The 25,815-nt window shown below is 35.4% G+C and carries 19 protein-coding genes; 11 read left to right on the top strand and 8 right to left on the bottom strand.

Annotated features, from left to right (window positions below):
• The first annotated feature begins 25 nt into the window (after window positions 1-25).
• The 5 genes from ACFQ0I_RS03965 to pyk all read left to right on the top strand — a co-directional run bounded on the left by ACFQ0I_RS03965 (window position 26) and on the right by pyk (window position 4,312).
• The gene (locus ACFQ0I_RS03965; RefSeq protein WP_007647141.1) at window positions 26-259 is read left to right on the top strand and encodes an acyl carrier protein; all 234 of its coding nucleotides are present in this window, start codon (window positions 26-28) and stop codon (window positions 257-259) included.
• A gap of 13 nt (window positions 260-272) precedes the next feature.
• A complete protein-coding gene (fabF, locus tag ACFQ0I_RS03970) occupies window positions 273-1,523 on the top strand; it encodes a beta-ketoacyl-ACP synthase II (RefSeq protein ID WP_379939551.1) in 1,251 nt (416 codons plus the stop codon).
• A gap of 7 nt (window positions 1,524-1,530) precedes the next feature.
• Window positions 1,531-2,271 (top strand): ribonuclease III, encoded by a 741-nt coding sequence (rnc, locus tag ACFQ0I_RS03975; RefSeq protein ID WP_379939553.1) that lies wholly within the window; start codon window positions 1,531-1,533, stop codon window positions 2,269-2,271.
• Window positions 2,272-2,390: 119 nt separating this feature from the next.
• Window positions 2,391-2,876, top strand: coding sequence for an IPExxxVDY family protein (locus ACFQ0I_RS03980; protein WP_379939555.1), 486 nt, complete (start codon window positions 2,391-2,393; stop codon window positions 2,874-2,876).
• The gene (gene pyk / locus ACFQ0I_RS03985; protein WP_379939557.1) at window positions 2,876-4,312 is read left to right on the top strand and encodes a pyruvate kinase; all 1,437 of its coding nucleotides are present in this window, start codon (window positions 2,876-2,878) and stop codon (window positions 4,310-4,312) included. The genes ACFQ0I_RS03980 and pyk overlap by 1 nt, the downstream gene beginning before the upstream one ends.
• A gap of 126 nt (window positions 4,313-4,438) precedes the next feature.
• On the opposite strand, the gene dinB is transcribed toward pyk, so the two are convergent.
• Window positions 4,439-5,536: a DNA polymerase IV gene (gene dinB, locus ACFQ0I_RS03990; protein ID WP_379939559.1), complete on the bottom strand. Its 1,098-nt coding sequence runs from the start codon at window positions 5,534-5,536 to the stop codon at window positions 4,439-4,441.
• Window positions 5,537-5,593: 57 nt separating this feature from the next.
• On the opposite strand from dinB, the gene ACFQ0I_RS03995 reads away from it, so the two are divergent.
• Genes ACFQ0I_RS03995 through ACFQ0I_RS04005 form a run of 3 tightly spaced genes read left to right on the top strand, consistent with a single transcriptional unit; the run spans window position 5,594 to window position 7,530 of the window.
• Window positions 5,594-6,076, top strand: a complete 483-nt coding sequence (locus tag ACFQ0I_RS03995) for a CYTH domain-containing protein (RefSeq protein WP_379939561.1) — start codon at window positions 5,594-5,596, stop codon at window positions 6,074-6,076.
• A gap of 9 nt (window positions 6,077-6,085) precedes the next feature.
• Window positions 6,086-6,661 carry a YciI family protein gene (locus tag ACFQ0I_RS04000; protein WP_379939563.1) on the top strand — a complete coding sequence of 192 codons (576 nt, stop codon included), beginning with the start codon at window positions 6,086-6,088 and terminating at the stop codon, window positions 6,659-6,661.
• On the top strand, window positions 6,661-7,530 hold the full coding sequence (locus tag ACFQ0I_RS04005) for an endonuclease/exonuclease/phosphatase family protein (RefSeq protein WP_379939565.1): 870 nt from the start codon (window positions 6,661-6,663) through the stop codon (window positions 7,528-7,530). The genes ACFQ0I_RS04000 and ACFQ0I_RS04005 overlap by 1 nt, the downstream gene beginning before the upstream one ends.
• 2 nt (window positions 7,531-7,532) lie before the next feature.
• Here the strand turns inward: ACFQ0I_RS04005 and ACFQ0I_RS04010 are convergent, their stop codons facing one another.
• The 5 genes from ACFQ0I_RS04010 to ACFQ0I_RS04030 form a co-directional block, all read right to left on the bottom strand.
• Window positions 7,533-8,471: an endonuclease/exonuclease/phosphatase family protein gene (locus tag ACFQ0I_RS04010; protein WP_379939567.1), complete on the bottom strand. Its 939-nt coding sequence runs from the start codon at window positions 8,469-8,471 to the stop codon at window positions 7,533-7,535.
• A 33-nt stretch (window positions 8,472-8,504) separates the two neighbouring features.
• Window positions 8,505-10,856: a penicillin-binding protein 1C gene (gene pbpC, locus ACFQ0I_RS04015; RefSeq protein ID WP_379939569.1), complete on the bottom strand. Its 2,352-nt coding sequence runs from the start codon at window positions 10,854-10,856 to the stop codon at window positions 8,505-8,507.
• Window positions 10,857-10,975: 119 nt separating this feature from the next.
• Window positions 10,976-11,287, bottom strand: a complete 312-nt coding sequence (locus ACFQ0I_RS04020) for an antibiotic biosynthesis monooxygenase family protein (RefSeq protein ID WP_379939571.1) — start codon at window positions 11,285-11,287, stop codon at window positions 10,976-10,978.
• A gap of 3 nt (window positions 11,288-11,290) precedes the next feature.
• Window positions 11,291-16,855 carry an alpha-2-macroglobulin family protein gene (locus ACFQ0I_RS04025; RefSeq protein WP_379939573.1) on the bottom strand — a complete coding sequence of 1,855 codons (5,565 nt, stop codon included), beginning with the start codon at window positions 16,853-16,855 and terminating at the stop codon, window positions 11,291-11,293.
• Window positions 16,856-16,939: 84 nt separating this feature from the next.
• Window positions 16,940-17,962 (bottom strand): isoaspartyl peptidase/L-asparaginase family protein, encoded by a 1,023-nt coding sequence (locus ACFQ0I_RS04030; RefSeq protein ID WP_379939574.1) that lies wholly within the window; start codon window positions 17,960-17,962, stop codon window positions 16,940-16,942.
• Between the two features lie 124 nt (window positions 17,963-18,086).
• On the opposite strand from ACFQ0I_RS04030, the gene amaB reads away from it, so the two are divergent.
• Window positions 18,087-19,640 carry an L-piperidine-6-carboxylate dehydrogenase gene (gene amaB, locus ACFQ0I_RS04035; RefSeq protein ID WP_379939576.1) on the top strand — a complete coding sequence of 518 codons (1,554 nt, stop codon included), beginning with the start codon at window positions 18,087-18,089 and terminating at the stop codon, window positions 19,638-19,640.
• A gap of 322 nt (window positions 19,641-19,962) precedes the next feature.
• Window positions 19,963-22,413, top strand: coding sequence for a helix-turn-helix domain-containing protein (locus tag ACFQ0I_RS04040; protein ID WP_379939578.1), 2,451 nt, complete (start codon window positions 19,963-19,965; stop codon window positions 22,411-22,413).
• Window positions 22,414-22,545: 132 nt separating this feature from the next.
• On the opposite strand, the gene ACFQ0I_RS04045 is transcribed toward ACFQ0I_RS04040, so the two are convergent.
• Together ACFQ0I_RS04045 and ACFQ0I_RS04050 are read right to left on the bottom strand one after the other, a co-directional pair.
• On the bottom strand, window positions 22,546-23,679 hold the full coding sequence (locus ACFQ0I_RS04045; RefSeq protein ID WP_379939580.1) for an ATP-binding protein: 1,134 nt from the start codon (window positions 23,677-23,679) through the stop codon (window positions 22,546-22,548).
• Between the two features lie 45 nt (window positions 23,680-23,724).
• Window positions 23,725-24,477 carry an SDR family NAD(P)-dependent oxidoreductase gene (locus tag ACFQ0I_RS04050; RefSeq protein WP_379939582.1) on the bottom strand — a complete coding sequence of 251 codons (753 nt, stop codon included), beginning with the start codon at window positions 24,475-24,477 and terminating at the stop codon, window positions 23,725-23,727.
• Between the two features lie 227 nt (window positions 24,478-24,704).
• On the opposite strand from ACFQ0I_RS04050, the gene ACFQ0I_RS04055 reads away from it, so the two are divergent.
• Window positions 24,705-25,811, top strand: coding sequence for a DUF4382 domain-containing protein (locus tag ACFQ0I_RS04055; RefSeq protein WP_379939584.1), 1,107 nt, complete (start codon window positions 24,705-24,707; stop codon window positions 25,809-25,811).
• Window positions 25,812-25,815: the final 4 nt, after the last annotated feature.

A 25,815-nucleotide genomic window follows, 5' to 3' on the forward strand; every position in this document is an offset into this window, starting at 1 on the left:
AATTAAAACTTAAAATTAAAAGATTATGTCAGACATTGCATCAAGAGTAAAAGCGATTATCGTAGACAAATTAGGAGTTGATGAAAACGAAGTTGTAACTGAAGCAAGCTTCACGAACGATTTAGGAGCAGACTCTTTAGACACTGTAGAATTAATAATGGAATTCGAAAAAGAGTTCGATATTCAAATTCCAGACGATCAAGCTGAGAATATAGCAACAGTTGGTCAAGCTATCTCTTATATAGAAGCAGCAAAATAAGCAAAAACAATTTATGGAATTAAAGCGAGTTGTAGTCACGGGTATAGGGGCTTTAACACCTATTGGCAATACCAAAGATGAATATTGGGAAGGTTTAATAAGTGGAAAAAGCGGTGCTGCGCCTATAACATATTACGATACCGAAAAGTTTAAAACAAAATTCGCTTGCGAATTGAAGAACTTTAATGCTACCGACTTTATTGACAGAAAGCTAGCAAGTAGAATGGATAAATTTACGCAATATGCTATGGTGGCAGCCGATGAAGCCATTGCAGATGCTAAATTGGATATTGATTCTATGAACAAAATGCGAGTTGGAGTTATCTGGGGAGCAGGTATTGGTGGATTAGAAACCTTTCAAGACGAAGTATTAAATTACGCTAAAGGCGACGGAACACCAAGATTCAATCCGTTTTTTATTCCAAAAATGATCGCAGATATTGCTCCAGGAAATATTTCCATTAAGTATGGATTTATGGGGCCTAATTACACAACAGTTTCTGCATGTGCTTCTTCTGCAAACGCTATGTTTGATGCTTTAAACTCTATACGTTTAGGGCATTGCGATGTGGTTGTTACCGGAGGTAGCGAAGCAGCAGTTACTATTGCTGGAATGGGTGGATTTAATGCTATGCACGCCTTATCAACTAGAAACGAAAGTCCAGAAACAGCATCGCGTCCATTTGATGGCACAAGAGATGGTTTCGTACTTGGAGAAGGTGCTGGTGCACTTGTTTTAGAAGAATACGAGTATGCAAAAGCAAGAGGCGCAAAAATTTATGCTGAGTTTATAGGTGGCGGATTATCATCTGATGCGTACCACATGACAGCACCACATCCCGATGGAATTGGTGTTATTGCCGTAATGAAAAATTGTTTAGAAAACGCTGGCCTAAAACCAGAAGATGTAGACCATATCAATACTCATGGAACATCTACACCGTTAGGAGACGTTGCAGAATTAAAAGCAATTTCAGAAGTATTTGGCAGTCATGCTAAAAATATAAATATTAATTCAACCAAATCAATGACTGGGCACTTATTGGGTGCAGCAGGCGCTATTGAAGCAATTTCGGTTATTTTGGCGATGCAACATGGTGTTGTGCCGCCTACAATAAACCACACTACAGTAGATGAAAACATTGATCCTGAGTTAAATTTAACTTTAAACAAAGCTCAAAAACGCGACATTAAAGTAGGAATGAGTAATACATTTGGATTTGGCGGACATAACGCTTGTGTATTATTCAAGAAATTAGACTGAATCCCGAATGAAATACATTCGTAACATATTGAATTCCCGTTTTAAACGCAACGGGAATTTTTTTATGGCATTAATTAAAATTTTAGAATTTAAACCTAAAGACATTAAATTCTACAAAAAAGCCTTTACACATCGTTCCATGAACATAAAAGATAGCAAAGGAAATGCTATTAATTATGAACGATTAGAGTTTCTGGGAGATGCCATGTTAAGCGCTGTTATTGCATCTCATTTATATCTTGAAGTTCCTGCGGGCGATGAAGGTTACTTAACCAAAATGCGCTCTAAAATTGTAAGCAGAGAACATTTAAACGAACTTGGCAGAGAGTTAAACTTAATAAGTTTAGTTGAAAGCAAGATACCTCCTGGTCAGTTTGGAGATAATATTCACGGTAATTTATTTGAAGCTTTGGTTGGCGCCATATTTTTAGATAAAGGCTATAAATACTGCGAAAAATTTATTTTCAAAAGAGTCATTATTCCGTATGTAGATATTGAAACTTTAGAAGGAAAAGTAATAAGCTACAAAAGTTTGCTTATTGAATGGTGTCAAAAAGAAAAAAGAACCTTTAGTTACAATGTTTACGAAGACACTGGTAACGATGAGGTTAAACATTTTTCTGTAAAGCTTTCAGTAGACGATAAAGTCATAGCCAAAGCCAGAGCAACTTCAAAGAAAAAGGCAGAAGAAAAAGCGTCTAAACGCGCGTTTTTTGTGTTTCAGAGCCAGATTTCTAAAATGATTTAAGAAATTCGTAAAATAAAGGCTATAACTATAACGTTTTAGTAGCTTAACCCATTAAGAATCGTTAAACTTTTATAATGGAAAGTTTTTAAGTAGTATATTTGCGGCGTTTTATGTAAGTTATGACTGTTCACAAACTTATTCTAGATGATGTTTTTGAAGAAGTAGAATGTACTCTAATTGGAATTCATTGTACTATTGAAGATTATCGTTTAGCCTATTTGCTAAACAAACATTTAGGGATAAGTCTTTCGAGAAAATCATTAGATTTAGATTTTAATGAACGTAAATGTGCTTTTTCAATTTTTGATTGGGAAGATACAAAACAACTTGAAACCTGGAGTTTGGTCTCTAACGTATTTAAAACAGAGGTATATCAATCGGGTAACCAATCATCTTTGTTCGATACTCAACAAAGCATTATTAAAACAACCTATTTAATACCAGAACAAAAGGCTGTGAATTATTTTTTAAAAATAAATAACACCTTCAATTTAAATAAAGAAAAACAAATTTTAAATAATATTATCAAAATACCACTGGTTGCAACAGCTTTTAGTATTGATATCAACCAATTAAAATCCAAAGACAATTTAATTTTTAGCTAATGCCAATAAGAAAAAAGACCAAAATAGTTGCCACATTAGGACCCGCAACAAGCACAAAAGAAGTTTTAAAGGGAATGCTGGAAGAAGGAGCTAACGTTTTTAGAATCAATTTCTCTCATGCCGATTATAATGATGTAGCCGAACGAATTAAAATGATACGCGAGTTAAACGATGAGTTTGGCTTTACCGCAGCAATTTTAGCAGATTTACAAGGACCAAAACTTCGTGTAGGAGTTATGGAAGACGATGTATTTGTTGAACCAGGCGATGAGATTATTTTCGCTACAGGCGAACGCTTTGTTGGAACAAAAGAACGTGTTTACATGACTTATGAAAGGTTTCCGCAAGATGCCAATCAAGGTGAAAGAATCCTTCTTGATGACGGAAAACTTATTTTTGAAGTTGTTTCTACAAACAGACAAGATGAAGTAGTTGCCAAAGTTATTCAAGGTGGACCATTAAAATCTAAAAAAGGTGTTAATCTTCCAAATACAAACATATCGCAACCAGCTTTAACAGAAAAAGATATTGAAGATGCTATTTTTGCTATCAGTCAGGATGTAGATTGGATTGCTTTATCGTTTGTGCGTCATGCAGAAGATTTAATGCAATTACGCGATTTAATCGAAAAACATAGCGAGCATAAAATTCCAATTATAGCTAAAATCGAAAAACCAGAGGCCGTTACAAATATTGATAAAATCGTAGCACATTGCGATGGTATTATGGTTGCTCGTGGCGATTTAGGTGTAGAAGTTCCTGCTGAAGAAGTACCACTTATTCAAAAACAGTTAGTACTTAGAGCCAAAAAGGCTAGAATACCTGTAATTATAGCAACCCAAATGATGGAGACTATGATTACGAGTTTAACACCAACAAGAGCTGAGGTAAATGACGTTGCAAATTCAGTAATGGATGGAGCGGATGCCGTGATGCTTTCGGGTGAAACATCTGTAGGTGAATATCCTGTTCAGGTTATCAAACAAATGAGTAACATTTTAATTAGCGTAGAAAATTCTGCATTAATTAAAGTACCTCAATTACCACCTCATATTCGTACTAACCGTTATATCACAAAATCTATTTGTTATCATGCGGCTAATATGGCCAACGAAATCAGCGCTAAAGCTATTTCAACATTAACAAATAGTGGTTATACAGCATTTCAAATTTCGGCTTGGAGGCCATTATGTCACATCTTAGTTTTCACATCAAACAAACGTATCTTAACCCGTTTAAGTTTACTTTGGGGAGTTCGTGCATTTTACTACGATAAGTATGTAAGTACCGATGATACCATTGAAGATGTAAATGCGATTGCTTATGAAAAAGGTTACTTAGAAGAAGGCGACATGGTAATTAGTTTAGCTGCGATGCCAATTCAAGAAAAAGGAATGGTAAATACATTACGCGTTAGCGAAATCACCAAAAAATAATAAGTAAAAATATATTGTAACGTTACCCATTTTAAATAAAGTGGGTAACGTTTTTTAATTTAAGCCTGCCTATAAGCAGGTTTTTTTGTGCCAATAATCAAGATAATCTTGTATGTGCAGGCGAAGTTAAAACTCAAATTTTAATTGTACACTCACACTTTTTTGTTCTACGGGTTTTTTAGTTTCGGTATTTAAATTAGACATCGAAATACCCAATAAGCGCACCGAATTACTCAGTGTTTCTTGATATAAAAGGTCTTTTGCAGTTTCTAAAATTAAATGCGAGTCGTTGATAAAATAGGGCAGCGTTTTGCTCCTAGTTTGTAATGTAAAATCGCTGTATTTTATTTTTAAAGTGACCGTTTTTCCAGAGACGTTACTTTTTAATAATCTTCTTGATACTTCTTCGGCAATATGCGTTAGTCTTTCAAGCATAAACACTTCACTCGATAAATTTTCGCTAAAAGTACGCTCGGCAGCTAGACTTTTTCGAATGCGATTCGGTTTCACTTCACTATTATGAATGCCGCGTACCACATAATAATAATAACTCCCAGATTTTCCGAAGTGTTCTTCTAAATAATCTATAGATTTTAATTTTAAATCCTTGCCGGTAAATATACCTAGTTGATACATTTTCTCCGCCGTTACTTTGCCAACACCATAAAATTTCCGAATGTCCAGTTGTTCTAAAAAAGTGATGACTTCTTCAGGATTTACTGTTTTTTGGCCGTTTGGTTTATTGTAATCGCTCGCTACTTTAGCAATAAATTTATTAATAGAAATACCCGCCGAAGCAGTTAAGCCAATCTCATCATAAATTCGCTTACGAATTTCTTTTGCTATTAAAGAAGCACTTGGGTTTCCTCTTTTGTTTGTTGTAACGTCTAAATAGGCCTCATCTAGCGAGAGAGGTTCCACTAAATGGGTATAGTCATAAAATATTTTGCGTATTTTCTTAGATATTTCGGCATACCTTTCAAATCGCGGTTTTACAAAAATAAGTTCGGGGCATAATTTAATAGCCAAATTGCCCGCCATAGCGCTTTTAACACCAAATTTTCTGGCTTCGTAGCTGGCAGCACTTATTACACCACGCTTTTCGCTTCCACCAACCGCAACGGGTTTTCCTTTTAGGTCTGGATTGTCCAATTGTTCAACAGACGCATAAAAAGCATCCATATCGATATGAATAATTTTTCGAATTGGTAAATCGCTAAACATACTGTAAATTTAGGCATTAAATGCTATTTTAGTATGGCCACTTTTATAAGATAATTAATGATTGAAATAGAACGTAAATTTTTAGTTTTATCAAATGCATTTAAAGAAGAAGCATTTAAAAACACACGAATAATTCAAGGGTTTTTAAACACCCATAAAGAACGCACAGTACGTGTAAGATTAAAAGGTGATAAAGGATTTATAACCGTTAAAGGGCTTTCAACTAGCGATGGACTTTCCCGATTTGAATGGGAAAAGGAAATCTCTAAAGAAGAAGCCGAAGCGCTATTAAAATTATGTAAACCTGGAGTTATGGACAAAATGCGATATGAAATTAAAGTCGGAAATCATCTATTCGAAGTCGATGAGTTTTTCGGTGATAATGAAGGTTTGGTTATTGCAGAAATTGAACTCGAAAATGAAAGCGAAATTTTTGAAAAACCAAGTTGGTTGGGGAAAGAAGTTACAGGAGATGTAAAATATTACAATTCACAAATAAGTAAGCATCCGTATAATTCTTGGGTTGACACTGAAAAATAAAATAGAAAAATGAAAAAAGTAATATTATTTAGTCTCGTTATTATAAGCATTTTTGCGTGTAGAAAAGTAGTAAAAGAAGAGTCAAATCCGGTGGTTGAAACACCTCAGGAAGTTGTAGGTGATTCTACTGAGCAAGATTTAAAGGAATCCGCCGATAAAATAGCGGTCGTTAAATCAGGAAAGCAATCAGATATTCAATCAACAAAAAAATTAAAAGAATCGTTAAAGGCTAATGGCTTTCAATTATTTGACTACGTTGATGAAAAGACAAAAGACACGATTTTAATGCAGCAATATTTCATTGTCTTTTTAAAGAAAGGTCCGATGCGCTCACAAAGCGAAGAGGAAGCTGCACAATTACAAAAGAAGCATCTGGCGCATTTAGGCAAGATGTACGATTTAGGATATGCCGATATTTCGGGTCCTTTTGGAGATAACGGAGACATTCGCGGCATTACCATTTACAATGTACCCACACAAAAAATGGCTGATAGTTTAGCCAATGCCGACCCCATGGTTAAAGCAGGACGTTTAGTTATTGAGGTACATCCTTGGTGGGCAGCAAAAGGGTTTTCTCTACGATAATGTGGCGGTTAATTAAAATTCTTTATTGGATTGCAAACCTTTTAATAATAGGTGCGTTGTTATCTGTGCACTTTGTTTTAAAGGAACGCAGTTATATCGATGCCTTACGATTTTACATGTTTCCTTTGCCTGTAATTATAGGAATAATCCTTTGTTTGTCCGTTTTTGTTAAAAAAAGAAGATATCATTTAATGTTAGCAGGGGTTTTATCCTTGGTTTGGTTAGGACGAAGTTTTAAAATTCACATACCCGAAACTATAGATAATTCAGATATTGAGGTTGTTTTTTGGAATGCTTCTCGGGATAATGGTTTTACAGAAGCTTTTAATTTACATAAATCGATTCCAGATGTTATGGTTTTGGTGGAATCTAAACCTAATAACATCAAAGAATTTCAATCAAAATATCCAGAATATTACTTTTACAAATCGAACGTAGGTATTTATATATTTTCTAAAAATCCAATTGAAATTGAAAATGAAGTAACTTCTAAATATAATTCAACCGTTATAAATTTTAAAAGCTATGGCATTAATTTTTACGTGGTAGATGTTACAGGTAGCACCGATGTGCCCCGTAATTGGGAGTTGAATTTTGTAAATGATTTGATTAAGGAAAACAAAAACACGATTGTTTTAGGCGATTTTAATGTACCTTTTGAATCGAAAAATTTAAACAAAATTAAAAGCACTTTTAATCATGCTTTTAACGAAAAAGGCAATGGATTTAGAGAAACCTGGTTTTGGAATTTGCCTTTACTGTCGCTAGACCACATTTGGGTTTCTAAAGATTTAAAAGTGCTTAAAACGCAAAAAATAAACACCTTTAAAAGCGATCATTGTATGCTTAAAACCTATGTTAGAAAATAGTTTTATAACTCTAATTGAATCCACATGGTTCTATGATCGGAGATATAATATTTCAAATATTTTTTAAAGTTTGAAACGTTTGTTTGCCATAAATCCGGGAATATGGCCGAATCGAAATCAAATACGCCATTTGCTTTAATTTTCGATTTTAAGGAAGGTAAAAAAGCTATTTGGTCGTATTGTTTATCGTTGTTGATATTGGAATATATTTGTGTTGAATGATCTGGGAGTTTTAATCCGCGATTCATTAACGCATCATAAGTTTGGTCGCCTTTTTCAACTTTAGGAATATTAAAATCGCCCATGGTAATAATGTTTTTTGAAAAGGCATATTTAGAATTTTTACGTAAATCGGCATAGCGCGATATAGCATAGGCTTCTAACGACCGTCTTTCAACATCTACTTTTTTTTCACTCCCAAAAAAGGAATGCACTGTTATAAAAATAAGCTTATGGTTTTTCCATTGAAATGAACATAAATAGGGGTTTCTATCAAAACCTGAAAATTTTGATTTGACGTCTTTCAATTTAATATGCCTATAATCTTTAGGTGGAATGGATATTTCGGCAACCAATTGAAGTCTGTCAACTTTTTTATTATTGAAAATGAAAACCGACCGTTCGTTATTACCACCAGCATCAGAAAAAACTAAATCGTAATGGTTTGGCAATTCTAATTCTATATTATTTAACCCTTCAAGATTATCGTTGGCTTCTTGTATGGCAATAACATCGAACCAGCTAATAATTTCAGCAAGCATTTTGTAATGTTCGTTCCATCTTTTTTGTAAACCTAAATTAGCAATGTTCCATGTTGCGATTAGTAATTTGTCATCCGATTTTTCAGGAATATTCCGTTTGGTTTTGTGGTTTATTAAATTTTGAATTTCTTGGTTAACATCAAAATTATAAACAAAATTGGGTTTAGGAAATGCAGGCATATTTCAACAGTATGGTTTTCATAAAGTTACACATTATTTTGTGATACTAATACGTCTTTTTGCTTCATTTCCAAATTCGTCCACCACGGTAATAATGTGTTTACCTTCTTTCGGTATAATAGCCAATTCATGAATGTCTTTGGTAGTTCCTAAAAACATTTCATTTAAATACCAAAACAAAGTTATATCTGGTTTAGAATGCGCTATTTTTAAGATTAAATCGTTGGTTTTTTCATCAAAATCCTTTGGTAAAAAAATGGTGCTTTGGTCTTCAGGATAAATAAATTCCATGGTTACGGCATTATCGCCCAAACAGTCGCTTCTAAATTTTGGCAATGGTTTGTAAAAAGGGTTTTTAGTTTTATAATAATAAGCCATTAATGGGGGCAACACAAACCACGATTTGTTTAAAATATTACTTAGGTCTTCGCAGGATGAATTTACTTGATAGGTTTCAGAAGCATCTACATGCACCAGGATATGATACGGACAAGACTTCGTTTTTAAACCGCTTAATTGAATAAATTTTTCTTCAACATCATCGCAGTATTGAGAGGCTCTGTAACCACTTTTTTTGCAGATTGAAACTTCTTGCATCTCATCAAAAGGTTTTGAAAACCAATTGCTTTTTGGTAAAAGGTCGAATACATCGAATAGTATTGGAGCTGCAACTTGTACACCAACTAAACCCGGTCTGCCTTCGCCATCGGCATTTCCAACCCAAACGCCCACTACGTAATCCTTAGTGCTGCCAATAGCCCAAGCATCGCGAAATCCAAAACTTGTACCTGTTTTCCATGCTATTTGTTTGGAGCTATCAAAAAACTCCCAACTTTCGTCACCTTCAGGACGGTTTACTTCTTTTAAACTTTCATAAGTTAAATAGATTGAAGCAGCGTCAAAAAGTGTTTTGTTGGATGTTTTCTTTCCGAAGTCAATCTTCTCTGACGCTAAAAAAGTAGGTTCACAAAATTCGTTGCTGTAATATTCGCTAGACGTATCGGAAAAATGATTTAAGGTTGAAGATAAGGCCGCATAACTTTTACATAAATCCCACAGATTACTTTCGGCGCCACCTAAAATGAGCGATAACCCATAATGATTGGCGTTATATTTTAAATCTTTAAGCTTTAGTACTTTTAAATAATGATGAAAACGATCTAAACCAAATTCCTGAAGCATTCTTACGGCAGGCACATTCAAAGAGCGCGATAATGCACGACTAGCAGTTACAGCACCATCGTAGGTTTTGTTATAGTTTTCTGGGTTGTAGCTTCCAAATTGGGTAGGAACATCAGCAACCAAGGTATTTGGGAGAATGTCTCCAGCATCCAACATGGTTGTGTAAAGAAAGGGTTTTAAAATGCTTCCAGTACTGCGTGGCTTATCTATAACATCTACGTCTTTTTCATGTGTTTTATCGGTTGGCGTATTACCAATATAAGCCATTACTTTTCTGGTTTTAACGTTTAAAACTAAAACCGCGGCGTTGTAAATTCCATTCTGGCTTAATTGATTGTAATGGGTTTGTACAATGTAGTTAATACGTTCTTGCAAACGCAAATCGATACTGGTTTGAATACGTTTGCCGGCATGTTCTTGAGATACCTTTTGAAGCAAATGAGGTGCTATTTGGGGCAATGCGTATGGCTTTTGTGGCAAACCTTCTGCAATAGATAAATGGTAAGTTAATGAATCTATTACCTGATTTTCTAGAAGTTTTTTAAGCAGCGCATTTCTTTTTTGAATTAAGCGTTCTTGGTTTTTTCCGGGATAAATTAAACTAGGAGCGTTTGGTAAAACCGCAAGAGTAGCACTTTCGGCCCAAGATAAATCGTTGGCATTTCTATTGAAATAACGCCATGCGGCAGCATCAATACCAACAACATTACCCCCAAAAGGCGCATTGCTACTATAATAAGCCAAAATTTGATTTTTTGATGCCCTAAACTCTAATCTGGTGGCAAGAATAATTTCAATGATTTTTTCAAAATAAGTCCGTTTTTGTCCTTTTCTTGATAAACGAATTACTTGTTGCGTAATAGTGCTTCCACCCCGTTTTACGCTGCTCGATTTTAAGTTATCGCGTAAGGCTTTAAAAATAGAAATAGGGTTAAACCCCGGATGTTTATAAAAATATTCGTCTTCAAAATGAATGATACAGGTTTTGAATTTATCGGGAATAGAATCATTTTGCGGAAATCGCCATTGGCCATCAGTGGCAATTTGCGCTCCTAAAAGTTCGTTGTTGGAACTTGTGATGACAGTCGCTGTTGGTTCTTTAAAAAGTTGTCTTGGTAAACTGAAATAATAAGCAATTATAATCAATGTAATAATTGCTGATTTAATTTTATGGGATTTTATGTAGGCTATTATACGTTTCAAATTTTAATTGAAGGGTTAATGCGAGGCGCGAAGCAATCTGTCTAACTTAAATTTAATTGCAAAGATTCATTTAAAAAGATTACTTCAGTCATGCTTCCTTCGTAATTACGACACAGTTTTTATCTATTAAATTCATACTCACGCTCCACTTTACAAATCCGCACGTTGTACCAACTATACCAGTTTTCTCGACCTTTTTGTTGCGCTAACATATGGTCTGTATGTTGTTTCCAGTTTTTTATGGCTTCTAAACTTTCCCAATAACTTACTGTAATACCAACATCGTTTCGTGCGCTATCCATTCCTAAATAGCCTTTTTGTGTTTTTGCCAAGTCTTCCATTTTTGATGCCATTTCATCATAACCTTTAATGTTTTTGTTTTGGGTTGAGGTGAAGATTACGGCGTAATAGGGTTTAAAATCTTTTGTCATAGGTTATTTTTCAACCGTTATCCATTGTCCTTTTGTTCTCACTAAATACTCATTATCATACATGGCTTCAGCTTGAATTCCTGGTAAATAATACGTTCCTAAGTAGGATGCATTCAGCATAACGTTAAATGTTTTTGTGCTGTGTTTTCCTTTTTCGGGCAAATCAAAATAGAAATTTACACGGTCATCTTTTATATCTGTGTAGCGCGCTTGACTTGTAGTAGCATCTCCAAATTCGGTAAAGCGGGTATTTACAATTTCCCATCCCGAAGGGAAAATTTCGGTTAGGGCTACATTTTGAACAGCTTCATTCTTCATATTACTAACGCTAACGTTAGCCACAAAATCTTGACCTTGTTGTAATCGAGATACGTCTATTTTATTGCCTTTTAAATCTTTGTATTCAACAGAAATACTCAATCCACGTTGTTCTGCTATTTCTTCGCCTAGCGGTAATTTTCCAGAGTTTAAAACACGCACGTAAACAACGTTATCTTTATTATTGGTAATTGTTAAATTGTTGGCTCCGTCAATCACTTTTAAATCGCGTTGCGCAATGGCACTTTTAGAATTAATGGTTTCTGTTTTGCCATTTATAGTGTAACTAATATTCAACGCTTTTCCGCCATTAGAAGTTACCATTTTTGCCATGGCCAATAAACTATAAGCGGTGGTTTGGGTGCTCATCCAGCGATTGCTAGATAAATCTTTGGCAATATATTGCGCCAATTCTCGTGTTTTAGAATTTTTGGTAAGCATCATGGTTTCTAGCGCCATAGCTCTGTTTCTATCTACCGATCCGTACGTGTAATAGTTATATTTTGGCGGAACGAAGTTAATATTTGCTGTTTTCGAAATGCTATTACTAGCCTCTTTTTGTCCTGCCAATGCATAAGCTGCGGCAAGGCGCCATTTGGCTTCGTTTGAAATTTCGCTGAATTCCCGCAATCTATTCATAGAAGCTAAATCGGCATTGCCGGAAAGTGCTAAGGTATATAATCGGTAAGCCTGCGCTAAATCGGAATTGTAGGTTCTATAACTTGGCCTCCAATCTCTAGCAGCCTGTTTTTGGTATTTTAACCAATTGTTTTTAAAGGTTAATGGTAGCACATAGCCTTTTTTCTCTGCCTCAATCATGAAATGGCCCGCGTAACTGGTTCCCCAATCGTCGGCAGTACTTTCTCCAACCCAATAACTTAATCCGCCATTTGGTTGTTGAAAATATCCTAACTGAATGATGCCTTCTTTAATATTACTTTCAATTTGCTTCTTTTTATCGTAAGTTAAATCGAAAATATCTCCTAAGAATAACTGCGGGAACACGCTCGATGTAGTTTGTTCTACACAGCCATGAGGGTATTGAATTAGGTATTGCAAACGACGAGAAAAATCCATGGGCGGCATGGTTGAAAACTCAATGGTTGCACTATTGGTTCCAGCAACACCAAAGGTTGAAAACTCTAAAGTTTCTTTAGTGTTGGCTTCTAGGTTTTTATCAATAGGAATTGAGGTGATTGGGTTTGGATTTATAACATCTAATTCAACCTTATAGGTCGATGTTTCACCATTGCCAGTTGCAATTACTTCAACTGTATTAATTCCTTTGGCTTTACTTACATCCAACTCAAAATAAGTCATTTGTTCATCGGGTCTTGTAAATGATAACTGCTTCGTTTTTTCTCCTACTACCGAAATTCCATTGCTTAATTTCAAACTGATGTTTACATTTTTCACATGGTTTTCCATAGCAAACACCGTTACTGGAAGTGTTACTTTTTCACCTGGACTTAATTTCCGCGGAAGCGTAGCCAATACCATTAAAGGTTTTTTAACTTCTACCGATTTATCTGTGCTGCCATAAGCTTTGGTAGTAGGATTTCCTGCAACGACCATAGTGCGTACTGCGCCTATATAATTTGGAAGTTTTATGTTATGGTTTTTTGTTTCGCCAGCTTTTAAGGCAAACGGACCTAAATAAATAACCACAGGTTTAAAGCGGTTGGCTTTTTTGTTTTTTCCTGCGGTTGCATTTCCGTCGCCACCAATGGCAAAAACTTGGTCGATGCTACCGCTATAAGCACCAATAACGTCATCAAAAACATCCCAAGTTTTTACGCCCAAAGCTTCGCGGGTATAAAATGCATCCCAAGCATTTGGGGTTTTAAATCGTGTTAAATCCAGTAAACCTTCTTCAACTACGGCGATGGTATAGGTCATAGCTTTTTTGTTTTTTTCTGAAACAGACAGCTGAAAACCTTGTTCTGGTCTTAAAACATTTGGCATTTTTAATTGAGGTGCTAATTTGGTTGATGGGTCTTCGACCATAATTGGAATTACGCCGTATAAACGTATTGGTAAATCGTTGGCTGTTATGGCGTGCGGTTGTAAAAGGGAGATGTTGATAAATACATTTGGGGCCATTTCTGAAGTTATGGGAATTTGAACCGTGGTTTCTCCTTTGGTGGTTTTTACCCATTTATAATCTAACACTTCGGTGCCATTTTCTACACTTACTAGCGCTCGACCTTCACTACCCGATTTAAATTTAATTTTAGCCGTTTCACCTACGTTATAATTTTCTTTATCGGCTGAAAATACGAGCATTTTAGCAGCTTCTTTATCGCCAGCAGGGGCATACCAGTTTTTATAAAAATAAGCCGTTTGTCCTGTGGCATGACCACTAACAGGATCTACAATTCTAATGAGATATCGACCCCGTTGGTTGTCTGGAATTTTGATGTTGATTTGTGCTTTTCCGTTTGAATCGGTATTTATTTTGCTATTTAAAAATGGCTTGTGAAATGAACTAGACACATAACTTGATAGGTTGTCGTAAGACGAATTCCACCACCAACGCCATTCTACTTTATACACTTTTACTTCCAGATTGTTGCGATTTACAGGTTTTCCATTAGGATTAACAACGGCAATATCGAAGGTTTGGTTTTCGTCTGTAAAAAAGGAACTATACGCATTTCCTTTTGGGGCACGTAAACCTACAAACGACTCGTAAGGGGCATATTGTTTGGTAAAGGCATCCATAGAAAAATCGCCACCGTTCTCAAAAGCACGCACCAAAAACTGAACGTTTAACATGCCCGGAGCATTTTTACCAATTTCTAGTTTATTGTTTATTTTTGCTAATCCTTCAGCATCCACAGAGCCTTCAAAAACATTAATTTCTTCGGTATTAAATTCTTTTGTTGGGTCGTTAAACGTGTAATCCTTATAGTTTTTAAAAGCCGTATTGGAACTGCTAAATTTGGCTTTAATTTCGGCTTTTAAATTTTTTCCAGGCGCACCATGAAGCCATTTTACATCTAAAGTTCCTTTTAAAGCTTCTTTGCTTGAAAGAATGTCGTTTTCAAAATCTACTTTAATTTTTAAACGGTTTGGTTTAACGGTTTCAATTTTTAATCCTTTGTAAAAGGTGGCGCCACCAACCGAAACTTTGGCGTTGTAGTTGCCTGTTTTGTCTTCAGAAGACGTTGGAAACGTAAATTTATAAAAGTTATTTACGTTGTACGATGTTACGTTTTTATACACCAATTTCCCATTTGGGTCTGTAATTTCCATTTTAACAGGATGTCCTTTTGGTAAAGGATTGGTAAAATCGTTCAATATAAATGTTAAATGTAGTGTGTCACCAGGGCGCCAAACTCCGCGTTCGCCGTAAATGTAACCTTTTAGTCCGCGTTCTAATTTATTCCCAGAAACATCAAACTTACTAAGCGACAAGGAGTTTCCATCGGCGAGTTTTATATAGGAGGTATTTTTTCCTTTTGAAACAATTGCAAACGCCGCATTTTTGTTTAAGTCTACTAAGGTTAATCCATCTTTATCGGTTAAAGCACTTGCTAATTCCTGTTGTTGAAAATTGTATAATTTAACGGTTGCATTGGCTTCTGGTTCGGTGGTTAGAATATTGGTAACCGCAAAATAATACGAGTTATTGGTACCTTGTTTTGCTATAACACCTAGGTTAGATGCCAATAAGTTTTGTGAAACAATTTTAGATTCGTTATAGTAGGCATTATGGCACGGGTTGTTTTCTTCGTTCCAATTGTAGCTGTAATTTTTGTAACGGTACACTAGGTTGTCCCAATAGGCTTCTTCACGTAATTCTTCTTCTTCAGGAGTGCTTTCTGTGGGATTGTTATCGTAATATTCATCTTCATAATACGCGTCATATTCGTCGTTTTCCGTATTTGTTGTAGAAGGGTTGGCATCACAATTATATAAAGAGTAATCTTTATTAAAACTTAATTCTACGCGATAAATAGCACCCGGATCTGCCTTAAAAAACTTCGATAAATCGATGCTGTATGCTTTCCATTTTCCTGTGTTTTCGGCAGGGGTTTGTAGTTGAATGGTTTGTTTTGCAATTCGCCGCCCTACTTGTCTAATCGTATAGGAATCGCTATTATTTAAATCGTTATCTTGTAAAAATTGCAGGATGTTATCTTTAAAAATTTTAATAATTCTAACATCAACTGCTTTTAGATTTACGGCTTCAAAATTGAATTTAAGTTCTTGCGAATTAGGCAAAATAGTCCCATTGCTAATTAACCGAACTTGAGGTTTTAATTCTTCAAAAGCTATAATTTCGGAAAAAGGTTTTTTAAGTTTAAACCCGTCGGTATTAGAAATGCCCTGAAATACATCAACTTGAATATTTCCAACTAATTTAGATTCAGGGTACACTTTAAGCACATTGCCATCTACTACATATTTTGGATTTTTTACCGTTTGAAGGGTTACCAATCCATCAAAGTTTTGCTGAGTTTTTAAGGGGTCGGAAAAGTTTATTGAAAGGTATTGTTCTGGCGTTTGAATCACTTCAACATTAACAATTGTAAAGTTGTTTATTCCTGGAATAAACACTTTGTTTTCGCCTTCGTTATCTGCCTTAATTGCTTTGCCGTTCCATCTTACCAGAATTTCGCTATCATCAATTTTGCGGTTAATGCTATCAATTTTAAACTCATATAGTCTGGCATGTTTGCTCGTTTCATTAAAGGCAATAGGTAATTTTTTTTCACCTTGAAAAGCTTCAACTAATTTTTTGGCATCTTCTAAAGAAATAACATCTGCCGAGCGCAAAACAGCTTCTAAATACTGCCAATTTTTACTGTACGATTGTAAATTATTAGTAACAATATTGAAATTTGGCGTGATGGTTTTAAATTGAAAAGTGTATGTTTCGAAACCTTTTTTAACCTTTTTATAGATGTCGCTTAGCTTTACACTTACAGTATATTCGGTTGATGGGTCTAAATATTCATCGGGGGTAAAAAGTAAGGCGTGGTTATTTGCAACAGTTAATGTTCCTTGAACATGGGGCGTGATGCTTATAATATTTTGGTTAAGATCTTTGCCCATTTCCCAACCGGCAACCTCTTTTGCTAAATTGATTTCGATAGGGTCTGCAACCGAAACCAACCCAGAAGTTGTATAGCTTATATATTCTCGAAATTTGAATAAATTATCGGTTTCTACTTCTTTATTTTTACATGCTGCGACTAATGCGATTAGAATAACAAGGACATAAAACTTTTTAACGGACATATAATGGTGCTTTATTTTGAGAGTGAAATTTACAAAAAGAAATAGTAAGTTGTTTCTTATTGTTTAAATAGCGTTTGAATTTTATTAATTTTCGTACAAACCAATATAAAGTTCTCCTTTATCATTCATGCTTGCCCTAAACATACCAGGAGTATTAAATTCCATCGTCATATTTCCATTTTTATCAACGGCAATGATACCACCATCGCCACCTAGTTCCGGAACTTTCTTCTGAATAACTTCAAACGCTGCCTCTTTTAAACTTAGCCCTTTATATTCCATTAAAGTAGAAATATCGTGTGCAACAACGGCGCGTATAAAATACTCACCCCAACCTGTGCAAGACACCGCGCAAGTGCTATTATTAGCATATGTCCCAGAACCAATTATGGGCGAATCGCCAATGCGTCCCCAACGTTTGTTGGTCATGCCACCTGTAGAGGTTCCTGCCGCTAAATTGCCTTCCATATCTAAGGCAACACAGCCTACTGTTCCGAATTTAGAATCTTTTATGGCTTCATTATAAAATGCTGTTTTTTGCATGTCTTTAACCCGTTGTAAAGCCTTATAACTTTTTTCGGTGTAGAAATAACTGGGGTCTACAATTTCTAAGCCTTGTTCTTGGGCAAAGGTTTCGGCGCCTTTTCCAGAAAGCATTACGTGTGGCGAATGGTCCATGATGGCACGCGCCAAATTAATGGGGTTTTTAACTATGGTTGTTCCTGCTGACGCTCCGGCTTTTAATGTTTGTCCGTCCATAATAGATGCATCGTGCTCATTCGTTTCGGCATTTGTAAAAACCGCGCCTTTACCAGCGTTAAAAAGCGGAGAATCTTCTAGAATATTAATTGTTTTTTGAACCGCATCTAAACTAGAACCGCCATTTTTTAAAATCTCATAACCAATGCGAATGGCTTCTTCAAGTTTTGCTTTATATAATAGTTCTTGTTCGGGCGACATATTTTTCTTTAAAATTGAACCGGCACCACCGTGAATTACTATTGAAAACTGTGCTTGTTTTGGCTCAGTCTTTTCAATCTTTGAATTTGAATGATTTTTACAAGACACAAACAATACAATTAGCGCAAGAAGAATGATATTTTTCATGATAGAAGAATAACTAATAAGTTGCAATAAAGTTAATAGTTTTATCTTTAATAAACTTCAGCTAAAACGACTTTTTATTGCTATATTCGTAAGTAAATTTCAATAGAATAATAATTCAATAAACATGCAAGCTACAGCAACCAATTTCGGAATGCAAAATGCCCTAAATATTTTAGGGGTAAAAGATATAAACGACGGGACTTCTACGGGTTCTAATAATTTTTCTAATGGAGATGTTTTAGAGTCATATTCGCCAGTTGATGGGCAATTAATAGCGAAAGTAGCCACTACTACGGTCGAAGATTTTGAAAAAGTAATGGATGCCGCCACCAAAGCGTTTAAAATTTGGCGATTAATGCCAGCACCACAACGCGGGGAAATTGTACGTCAGTTTGGAGATAAATTACGCGAGAAAAAACAGGCTTTAGGAAAATTGGTTTCGTATGAAATGGGGAAATCCTACCAAGAAGGTTTGGGTGAGGTTCAGGAAATGATTGATATCTGCGATTTTGCAGTTGGTTTGTCAAGACAGTTGCATGGGTTAACGATGCATTCTGAAAGACCAGGACATCGCATGTACGAGCAATACCATCCGCTTGGTGTGGTTGGTATTATTTCAGCATTCAATTTTCCGGTGGCTGTTTGGAGTTGGAATACGGCATTAGCTTGGGTTTGTGGCGATGTTTGTGTTTGGAAACCCAGCGAAAAAGCACCACTTTGCGGCATTGCCTGCCAAAATATTGCGGCCGAAGTTTTTAAAGCAAACAATTTACCCGAAGGTATTTCATGCTTAATTAATGGCGATTATCAAGTTGGAGAGTTAATGACTAAAGACAAGCGTATTCCGTTAATTTCGGCGACAGGTTCTACTAGAATGGGTAAAATTGTGGCGCAGGAAGTGGCAAAACGTTTAGGCAGAAGTTTGCTAGAATTAGGCGGAAACAATGCCATAATTGTAACCCCAGATGCCGATATAAAAATGACGGTTATTGGCGCTGTTTTTGGTGCCGTTGGAACCGCAGGACAACGTTGTACGTCTACGCGTCGTTTAATAATTCATGAATCTATTTACGACAAAGTAAAAACCGCGCTTACCGATGCATACAAACAATTACGTATAGGAAATCCTTTAGATGAAAAAAACCATGTGGGTCCTTTAATCGATACAGACGCTGTAAAAATGTATCAAAACGCTTTAGCCAAAGTAGTTGAAGAAGGAGGAAAACTTATTGTTGAAGGCGGTGTTTTACAAGGCGAAGGTTATGAAAGTGGTTGTTATGTAAAACCAGCGATTGCCGAAGCCAAACCCGAATTTAAAATTGTACAACATGAAACATTTGCTCCAGTTTTATACTTGTTGAAATATACTGGTGAGGTTGAAAATGCTATTGAGATTCAAAATAATGTGGCGCAAGGTTTAAGTTCTGCAATTATGACGAATAATTTACGTGAAGCAGAGCGATTTTTATCGGTTGCAGGATCTGATTGTGGCATTGCCAATGTAAATATAGGAACATCGGGAGCCGAAATTGGAGGTGCTTTTGGAGGTGAAAAAGAAACGGGTGGCGGACGCGAATCGGGGAGCGATGCTTGGAAAGTGTATATGCGACGCCAAACGAATACGATTAATTACACTACTAGTTTACCTTTAGCGCAAGGCATTAAATTTGATTTGTAAAATTCCTGCGAAAGCAGGAATCTATTTGTTTAAAATATAGATTATTCAAGACCTCACAGGTTTTAAAAACCTGTGAGGTCTTTTCTTCCGCGTTAGGGATTGAAGCGATATCCTTTTTAAAAACTTAAGGAATATATTTAGGATAGAACACGGTGTGGGCAGATTGCTTTGTCGTGCCTCCGCGCAATGACGTTTTAAAAAGATTTAGCGTAAAGCCCGACCGCCTGCCCTGAGCGGAGACGAAGGGTGTGGTAACGCCCAAATAATTTATAAGGATTTAACTATATTTGTTTTTTAGAAAACATTGATTTTAAAACCCCCAATGTCCAAAAACCAAGAACTTGAGTTAGCCTGGGATTTTGTTGAAAAAACAGATAGAAACGTTTTTTTAACCGGAAAAGCAGGTACCGGAAAAACCACTTTTTTACACAGTTTAAAGCAAAAATCGTTTAAGCGATTGGTAGTTGTGGCACCAACAGGTGTGGCGGCCATTAATGCGAAAGGAGTCACTATACATTCGTTTTTTCAAATGGCTTTTGGTCCGGTTTTGCCAGAAGAAACTGGTTTTCAAAGATCGGAATCCGGCTTTCAACGAAAATTTAATAAGACTAAAATTGATATTATTAAGTCGTTAGACCTTTTGATTATTGACGAAATTAGTATGGTTCGCGCCGATTTATTGGATGGTATCGATCAGGTTTTAAAACGCTATCGAGACCGAACTAAAGTGTTTGGTGGCGTGCAAGTGCTTATGATTGGCGATTTGCAGCAACTCTCGCCCGTGGTGAAGGACAACGAATGGGACCTACTTAAAAACTACTACGATACACCTTATTTTTTTAGTAGCAAGGTGTTTAAAAGTTGCAACCCCATTAGCATTGAGCTGAAACATATTTACCGGCAGGATAACGAAGTGTTTATTAGTATTTTAAACGAAATTAGGAATAATAAACTAACTAGTAAATCGGCGGCACTTTTAAACGAACGCTATATCGTAGACTTTGTTCCGAATAAAAACGATGGTTACATTACCCTTACCACGCACAATAACAGAGCCAATGCAATGAATGATTTGGAGTTGCAAAAAATAACATCTAAAAGCTATTTTTATAAGGCGGCGGTTGAAGGTAATTTCCCTGAATATTCGTATCCAACACATGAAAAGCTAGAGTTGAAAAAAGGCGCTCAGGTGATGTTTGTTAAAAACGACAGCACAAGCGAAAAGCGCTATTTTAATGGGAAAATTGGCGAGGTTATCGAATTAAATAAAGATGAAGTTACCGTAAGATGTCAAGGTGACGATTTTGATATTGTGGTGACACCCGAAATTTGGGAAAATATTAATTACAGTATTAATAAGGAAACCAAAGAAATAACCGAGCAAGTTTCGGGAGCGTTTTCACAGATGCCGTTACGATTGGCTTGGGCAATTACAATTCATAAAAGCCAAGGGCTTACTTTTGATAGAGCCATTATTGACGCGCAAGCATCGTTTGCGCATGGGCAAACCTATGTCGCTTTAAGTAGATGCAGAACCCTTGAAGGGATTGTTTTAAAAAACCCGATTAGTGAAGACAGTATTATAAACGATATGCGCGTGAGTTCGTTTAACGAATCGGTTGAAAATAAGCAACCAAACGAAGCAATTTTAAACGAATCGCAAAAAGTATATCAGTTAAACTTAGTTGAAGAACTGCTTAATTTTTATGACTTTATGTATCCTGTTAACCGATTAATGGATATTTATTATAAAAATTCCAGTAGCTTAAAAGGAAATATGATTGAACCTTTAATTGCGATTAAAGACGAAGGCATCACCAAATTATTAAAGTTAAATACCAGTTTTTTAGCACAATTAAAATCGTTGTGTGCTGATGTTTTGGAGCCGGAAAAAAGTCCAGTTATTCAAGAAAGAATTCATAAAGCTTTAGAATATTTTACAAAACACACTTTAGAATATATAAAATCGCCTTTTGATTTAATTACATTTTCTACCGAGAATAAAGAAATTGATAAAGAAATCAATAAACAGTTAGATACAATTGAAGAACAATTGGCAACAAAACTATTTTGTTTAAATGGGTTAAAAGATAACTATAGCAGCCTAAAATATTTGGAATTGCGTGCGAAGGCTGTTTTGCAAAAAACCAAAACCACCTCGGTAAAAAAGGAGCGCAAAGATACCTCAGAACATCCTGTGTTATTTGAAAAGCTAAAAGCATTGCGAGCGGAATTTGCAGACGCCGAAAATGTACCACATTATGTTGTTTTTACTCAGAAATCATTATACGATTTATGCGATATGCTACCGCTTACTAAAAAGCAGTTACTTGCTGTTAACGGTATGGGAAAAGTGAGAGTGGAAAAATATGGCGACGAAATTCTGGATATTATTAAAGAGTATTGCGATACAAATGAACTTGAAGCGAGCCAAACAATTTCAAAAAAAGAACCTATAAAGAAGGAGAAGTCAAAAAAAGAAGACACTAAAAAGGTGTCGTTAGACATGTTTAAAAGCGGTATGTTGATTGCAGAAATTGCTAAAGAACGCGGTTTTGTTGAAACTACTATTCAGGGGCATTTAGTGCATTACATTCCAACAGGCGAAATAACAATTACAGATTTAATGCCAAAAGAAAAGTATCTAGAGTTAAAAACAATTATTCAAGCTACCACCTTCGAAAATCTGTCTGATCTTAAAAATAAAATTGATGATAAATTCACTTATAGTGAGATAAGATTGGTATTAGGATCTCTTGAAATTAACGCATAAAAAAAACCCTGCCTCAATGCCGGGTTATTACGGGAGAGACAGGATTTACATCTTGAAAAGATTAATAGCGCTACAAATATATGTATTTTTTCTCACGAATTGAAAGCTAAAAGTTAATTTAAAGTTAAGTCTTTAGCTGTATTTTACTTTTCTTAAAATTCGCATAGATTCTTTATATAATTGATATATTTCTTCGCTATAATTTCGTAAAAATGGTTTTGCTTCTTCAAGTTTATCTATAGCTTCATGAAATAAATTCAGGTAACAAATTAAATACGTTACGGGTAAATTTTTTAGATCTAATTCTTCGTTTTTAGTAAAGGGAATGCCTTTTTTTAGCTTTTCTAAAATCGCATTGGTAGCGTTGTAAATGTGGTGAAGTACTTTCTTGTCGTATTGTGGCGCTTCAAAAAGTAATTTGGTTTCAATATTATAATTGGCGTTGTTTTCAAAGCTAATTATAGTTTCTTCCAGTTGATAGTATTTGTTAGAGTTTTGAAACCCTAGATTAACATATTCAATAATTTTAAAGGATTCTTCATCAATAAAAATGGCGACTTCATCTAAGGCTGAAAAAAACAACCGAACCTGTTCGTTAATAAGTTCAATATCAACTCTAGAATAAAAAACTTCATTTTTAACCAGCTTCTTTTGTCCGGCCCAACAGACTACAAAATACTCCTTAAAAACCTTGTATTGCGGATTGTAATCTTTTCTCTTTTTAAAAAAATCGAAAACCCCGTTTAAGGTATGTTCAATATTGTTTTGCGCATTGTTTTCGATAGCTTCAACGATCTTAGAATTATTATCTTGAAGTTCTATATCGAATACTTTGGGCATGCTCATACTGCCATCTCTAAAAAACACGGAGCCGCCGTAATATTTCCAGATGTTTTTTCTCAGAGAAGTTATTTTTCCTGTTGGCCTAATGGTTACTAATCCCACAACTTTATCGTCTGGCAAATGTGGAAAAGGAATGTTTTCGTATTGAACAATAGGCGGATTGGTTAAATATGCATTAATAAGATTTTGAATTTTACTATCATCAAAAAAATCGACACCTACTATTTGGTTGTCTTCATCTTCAACACCAATAACAATATAGGAGTTGTTATTTGGATTGCTGTTAGAAAGCGCGCAAATATGTTTTAAAAACTTTGCTTTTCCTTCTTTAAAACTAATATCCACTTTACGTTTTTTATCGTAAAAACTGTTTTCGTCGTTATGCGACAACAAGTGTTTTATAAGTAGGCGTTTGTTAATCATCTTTTTGTCATTCCCGCGAAGGCGGGAATCTTATTCTTATCAGTTCTAAATATCCTTTTTCAAAATAGTGCTATTCGCCTGCGCCGTACAAAACATCAACACATCGGCAATATTTACATGAGCAGGTCTCGAAACAACAAAATATATTACTTCTGCAACATCTTCGGCTTGAAGAGCCTTGAAACCTTTGTACACAGAATCGGCTATTTTATCACCCTTAAAGCGTACTTTCGAAAATTCGGTTTCAACTAACCCCGGATTAATAGCACCAACTTTTATTCCGTAAGGGTTTAAATCTATGCGCATGCCTTCAGTAATAGCTAAAACGGCATGTTTGCTGCCACAATACACGTTTCCTTTCGGGTATACTTCTTTTCCCGCCGAAGACCCGATATTGATAATATGCCCCGATTTACGTTCGGTCATTTGCGGAATTATAGCGCTACTAACATACAATAAGCCTTTAACGTTTATATCCATCATGGCGTCCCAATCATCTAAACTTCCTTCGTTTATAGGGTCTAATCCATGCGCATTACCGGCATTATTAATTAAAATATCTATGGTTTTAAATGGTTCCGGTAGCGATGCAATGGCTTTTAATGTTTCAGCTTTATCTCTAACATCAAAATTTAAGATGTGCACATGGGTTAGTTTTTCTAAGGCTTTTTGTATGGTAGTAAGCCGGTCTAAACGTCTGCCACATAACACCAAATTAATGCCATGTTTAGCAAATTCGAAAGCCGTGGCATGTCCAATTCCACTTGTTGCTCCAGTTATTAAGGCTGTTTTTGTCATATTTTTTTATTCTTTAATTAGCAAAACAACATTTCGTATAAGTATTTATGCAATTCATGTATAAAAATACTTAAATGAATTTTAAAATTGTATTATTGAAAATAAATAATGTGAAGTGTTGATTATAAGCGATTTAAAAGGTATCGGAATTCTAACATTTTTATTTTCCATCTAAAAAGAACTTTTTTCACGTATATCTAAATATAATATTTTAAAAAAATAGAATGATGAGTAAACTGAAAATTTTAAAATTAATGTTCCCTTTATTTTTTATTGCATTTTTATTTTCATGCGATTCTAATAAATCGGGAGACATGAATGATGTTGCGCCAACTATTAGCGTAAGATTAGTGGATGCACCTGGTGATTATGAAGCTGTTAATGTCGAAATTGTTGATGTTATGATTAAAATGGATAACGACAATACAGATGATAATGGATGGATATCTCTTAATGCGTCAAATGAAATAGTTAATTTATTAGATTTCACAGGTGGTTTTAGTAAAGTGTTAGTGGATAGATTTCCAATTCCCGCCGGAACATTAAGTCAAATGCGATTGGTGTTAGGTAATGGAAATACAATTGTTATCAAAAACCAAAATAACGAAAACGAAACGTTTGAACTAAAAACACCAAGCGCACAACAATCAGGTTTAAAACTAAAAGTTAATACTTTAATTGAAGAAGGTTTCACCTATGATTTTGTTTTAGATTTCGATGTTGCAAAATCAATTGTTCATGCAGGAAACTCAGGGAACATTATTTTAAAACCAGTACTTTATGTAAATGCAGAAGCTAGCTCTGGTATTATAAAAGGCATGGTTAGTCCAACAGATGTGCCAGCAATGGCATCGGTTTTAGTGGATGATAATGGAACGCCAGAAATAGAAGATGATTTTATTATTTCGGCATATACAGACAACACAGGCGCTTTTGCATTATGGGGAGTGCCGGCAGGAACATATGATGTGGTAGTGACACCTTTAGACGAAACATCGGATTATGCTTCCGGAAGCGCAATAGGGGTTGTAGTTAGCAACGGACAAATTACAACCATTACAAATCCTATTGAATTACAATTTAAACCAGGCTCAATAAGTGGTGATGTAACAAATAACATTGTAGTTACTGTAACTTTAAAATTAAAAGGCACCACCGAAAATATAGCTACCGTAAATTCTAATGCTAATGGAGAATTTCTTTTAGAAAATGTGCCAGTCGGAACTTACATCGTTACTGTTAGTGCAACGGGGTATGTTTCCCAAGAAATTGAAGCTGTAGTGGTACCACAAACAGAAACAGCATTAGCCGATATTACATTGGTAGTCCCTTAAAAAC

It is taken from the genome of Mariniflexile aquimaris (assembly GCF_042676825.1).
GTDB lineage: Bacteria > Bacteroidota > Bacteroidia > Flavobacteriales > Flavobacteriaceae > Mariniflexile > Mariniflexile aquimaris.

Coding starts and splice junctions, on each gene's coding strand:
- ACFQ0I_RS04005 (WP_379939565.1), top strand. CDS start 6,661: ATGTGGCGGTTAATTAAAATTCTTTATTGGATTGCAAACCTTTTAATA.
- ACFQ0I_RS04040 (WP_379939578.1), top strand. CDS start 19,963: ATGTCCAAAAACCAAGAACTTGAGTTAGCCTGGGATTTTGTTGAAAAA.
- ACFQ0I_RS04030 (WP_379939574.1), bottom strand. CDS start 17,962: ATGAAAAATATCATTCTTCTTGCGCTAATTGTATTGTTTGTGTCTTGT.
- ACFQ0I_RS04055 (WP_379939584.1), top strand. CDS start 24,705: ATGAGTAAACTGAAAATTTTAAAATTAATGTTCCCTTTATTTTTTATT.
- fabF (WP_379939551.1), top strand. CDS start 273: ATGGAATTAAAGCGAGTTGTAGTCACGGGTATAGGGGCTTTAACACCT.
- dinB (WP_379939559.1), bottom strand. CDS start 5,536: ATGTTTAGCGATTTACCAATTCGAAAAATTATTCATATCGATATGGAT.
- ACFQ0I_RS03965 (WP_007647141.1), top strand. CDS start 26: ATGTCAGACATTGCATCAAGAGTAAAAGCGATTATCGTAGACAAATTA.
- ACFQ0I_RS04000 (WP_379939563.1), top strand. CDS start 6,086: ATGAAAAAAGTAATATTATTTAGTCTCGTTATTATAAGCATTTTTGCG.
- ACFQ0I_RS04045 (WP_379939580.1), bottom strand. CDS start 23,679: ATGATTAACAAACGCCTACTTATAAAACACTTGTTGTCGCATAACGAC.
- ACFQ0I_RS03995 (WP_379939561.1), top strand. CDS start 5,594: ATGATTGAAATAGAACGTAAATTTTTAGTTTTATCAAATGCATTTAAA.
- ACFQ0I_RS04020 (WP_379939571.1), bottom strand. CDS start 11,287: ATGACAAAAGATTTTAAACCCTATTACGCCGTAATCTTCACCTCAACC.
- ACFQ0I_RS04025 (WP_379939573.1), bottom strand. CDS start 16,855: ATGTCCGTTAAAAAGTTTTATGTCCTTGTTATTCTAATCGCATTAGTC.
- pyk (WP_379939557.1), top strand. CDS start 2,876: ATGCCAATAAGAAAAAAGACCAAAATAGTTGCCACATTAGGACCCGCA.
- rnc (WP_379939553.1), top strand. CDS start 1,531: ATGAAATACATTCGTAACATATTGAATTCCCGTTTTAAACGCAACGGG.
- ACFQ0I_RS03980 (WP_379939555.1), top strand. CDS start 2,391: ATGACTGTTCACAAACTTATTCTAGATGATGTTTTTGAAGAAGTAGAA.
- amaB (WP_379939576.1), top strand. CDS start 18,087: ATGCAAGCTACAGCAACCAATTTCGGAATGCAAAATGCCCTAAATATT.
- ACFQ0I_RS04010 (WP_379939567.1), bottom strand. CDS start 8,471: ATGCCTGCATTTCCTAAACCCAATTTTGTTTATAATTTTGATGTTAAC.
- ACFQ0I_RS04050 (WP_379939582.1), bottom strand. CDS start 24,477: ATGACAAAAACAGCCTTAATAACTGGAGCAACAAGTGGAATTGGACAT.